This window comes from Mycobacterium sp. (assembly GCF_019247615.1).
Classification (GTDB): Bacteria; Actinomycetota; Actinomycetes; order Mycobacteriales; family Mycobacteriaceae; genus Mycobacterium.
The window spans coordinates 1-2,316 of the sequence record NZ_JAFBAT010000061.1 but is presented as its reverse complement, the minus strand read 5'-3'; the positions used below and the strand labels follow the sequence as shown (position 1 = coordinate 2,316).

Annotated in this window: 3 protein-coding genes; all 3 read left to right on the top strand. The window is 65.0% G+C overall.

What is annotated here, in order from left to right:
• Nucleotides 1-417 precede the first annotated feature (417 nt).
• Nucleotides 418-1,227 carry a SigB/SigF/SigG family RNA polymerase sigma factor gene (locus JO059_RS03940; RefSeq protein ID WP_293314808.1) on the top strand — a complete coding sequence of 270 codons (810 nt, stop codon included), beginning with the start codon at nucleotides 418-420 and terminating at the stop codon, nucleotides 1,225-1,227.
• Nucleotides 1,228-1,330: 103 nt separating this feature from the next.
• A complete protein-coding gene (locus JO059_RS03935; RefSeq protein WP_293314807.1) occupies nucleotides 1,331-1,954 on the top strand; it encodes a hypothetical protein in 624 nt (207 codons plus the stop codon).
• 37 nt (nucleotides 1,955-1,991) lie between these two features.
• The coding region (locus JO059_RS03930; protein WP_293314806.1) for a hypothetical protein at nucleotides 1,992-2,316 on the top strand (325 nt) is incomplete at its 3' end.

Sequence of the window (2,316 nt, the reverse complement as noted above, 5' to 3'; positions counted from 1 at the left end):
CCCGGGTACCTCGTTGCGGCGCGTCACTCTCTTCACTACGTGTGCGGCCCTCGATCGGTTCACCTGCGGTCGGTGGCCGGGCGCCCGGTTCCGCCCGGGTGACTGATCGCGGATTCGTCCGACGGGGCGTATAGTCGACGGTGAAGTCCGTTCTGGACAAGTCGCCGTTTAGCTAAAAGCGGTCACTCAGCGGCAAGGCTGCTGGCGGCGCTGCTTCGGCGACACCACCCCCAGTCGCAGTTCTTCAGTACTGCGTGCGGAGTAATCGACCTGTCCTGCGGATCTGGGTGCAGCGGAGGCGACTGTGCGCGTATTCGCGAGGCCTCGCTGCACACGACTCACAGGAAGTGAGCCAGCAATGCAATCTTCTTCGCGCACTTGTATTTTCACGCTTGTCAAGCTGAGGCGGTCCAGCCGATGACGGACCTGGCAACCCAACCACGGCCGACTCGGCAAGCCGCCACGCAGTCGGACGACTCCTACGACGACGTCGTCGAGATGTTCATCGCGCTGCGAAAGATGCCGGCTGAATCGCACGAGTACTGCCGGCAACGCGAACAGATTGTGGCCCGGTGCATGACCCTGGCAGACCATGTGGCCAGTCACTTCGCGCGCCGCGGTGAGGGTCTCGATGACTTGACCCAAGTGGCGCGTCTGGGCCTGATGAACGCCATCAACCGGTTCGACCCCGACAAAGGGCCCAGCTTCATCGGGTTCGCGGTTCCCACCATGATGGGCGAGGTCCGGCGCTACTTTCGCGACTACAGCTGGGGCATGCGTGTGCCGCGAAGGTTGCGAGAGCTTCACGTGCAGATCACCAGGACTACCGGCGAGCTGGCGCAGCAGCTGGGCCGCGCGCCCACGGCAGGTGAGCTTTCCGCGGTGCTGGGAGTCCCCCGCGGGGAGATCATCGAATGCCTCGTCGCGGGTGATGCCTATCGGCTCGAATCCCTGGACGCACCTCGCGGCGCCGACGATTCGGGCAAGCCCCGGTTGGTCTCTGACTCGGTCGGTGGCATTGATCCGCAAATCGAGCACATCACCAACCGCGAAGCGGTGCGCAACCTGGTGACCGCCTTGCCTCCGCGGGAACGTCAAGTCCTGCACATGAGATTCTTCGAGTCGATGACCCAGAGCCAGATCGCCGAGCGGATCGGCGTCTCGCAGATGCAGGTCTCGCGGATACTGGCCAACACCCTGCGCTGCCTGCGCGACCAAATGGAGTAGCCCTACCCAACCGGCCCTACCCAACCCAAGTGCCGCCGGGCGCTTCGGCGACGCGACGCAATGTACTGTGTCGCCAAGCGGAGCCCGGAAGGAGCGCGAGGCAATGAGGTTTTCTCGGACGGTCGTCGCGGGCGCGTTGGCGGCGCTGACGGCGTCGCTGGCCGCGTGTGGCAGCCATCCGTCGTCGACGTCGACGTCGACATCGGGATCGGGATCGGCCACCACGCCGACCAACGCACGCAACTCACCGACGGCTTCGTCGGCGGCGGCCCAGCCGTCCGACTACACCGGGCTGTTGATTCAGGCCACGGACATCAACGCGCCGGTTACCTTCACGGGCGCTCCGCCGACGAACAACCCGAACGGCCAGCCGGGCGCGGCCACAACGTTCAGCACCGAGGACGGCAGCCGCGTCATCAAGGACACGATTCAGGTTCTCGCCGATCCCGCCGCCGCGAATGACGCGCTGAGCGCGGCGAAAGGCGGGCAGCGCGGCGCGATCAAGAATCCGAAAACCGATCCGGTCAACGTCGGTACTGGCGGAACGACACTGTCCGGCAACTCAGCCGACAACTCCAAGGGCGTGTTGATCTTGATGTTCACGGAGGGCAAAGCATTCGTCACGCTCGAATTCGACGGCCCGACAAACCTTTTGCCGCCGCAGGACTTCGTCACCGACGTCGGCCAGAAACAGGACGCGGCGGTGAAGAAGGGCCTGGGCGGCTGATCGAGGACGGGTCGGTCGTCACCGATCGAGGAGTTCTATGGACGTGATCAACGGCCTGCCGGCTCATGCCCTATGGCTGCACATCGTGGTTGTGCTCGTGCCCCTGACCGCGCTGCTGGAAATGGTGTGCGGGCTGTGGCCCGCCGCTCGGCGCGGTCAGCTGTTGTGGCTGACACTCCTCATGGCCATCGCCACAATGATATTGACGCCCATTACCGTAGAGGCCGGCGAATGGCTCTACGGCCTGCGGACCAACCCCAGCGCCATCCTGCGCGAACACGCCGACCGGGGCAGCACAATGACCTACTTCGCCGCCGCTCTGCTGGCCGTGGCCATCGGGCTCGTTGTGCTGCGCCTGATCG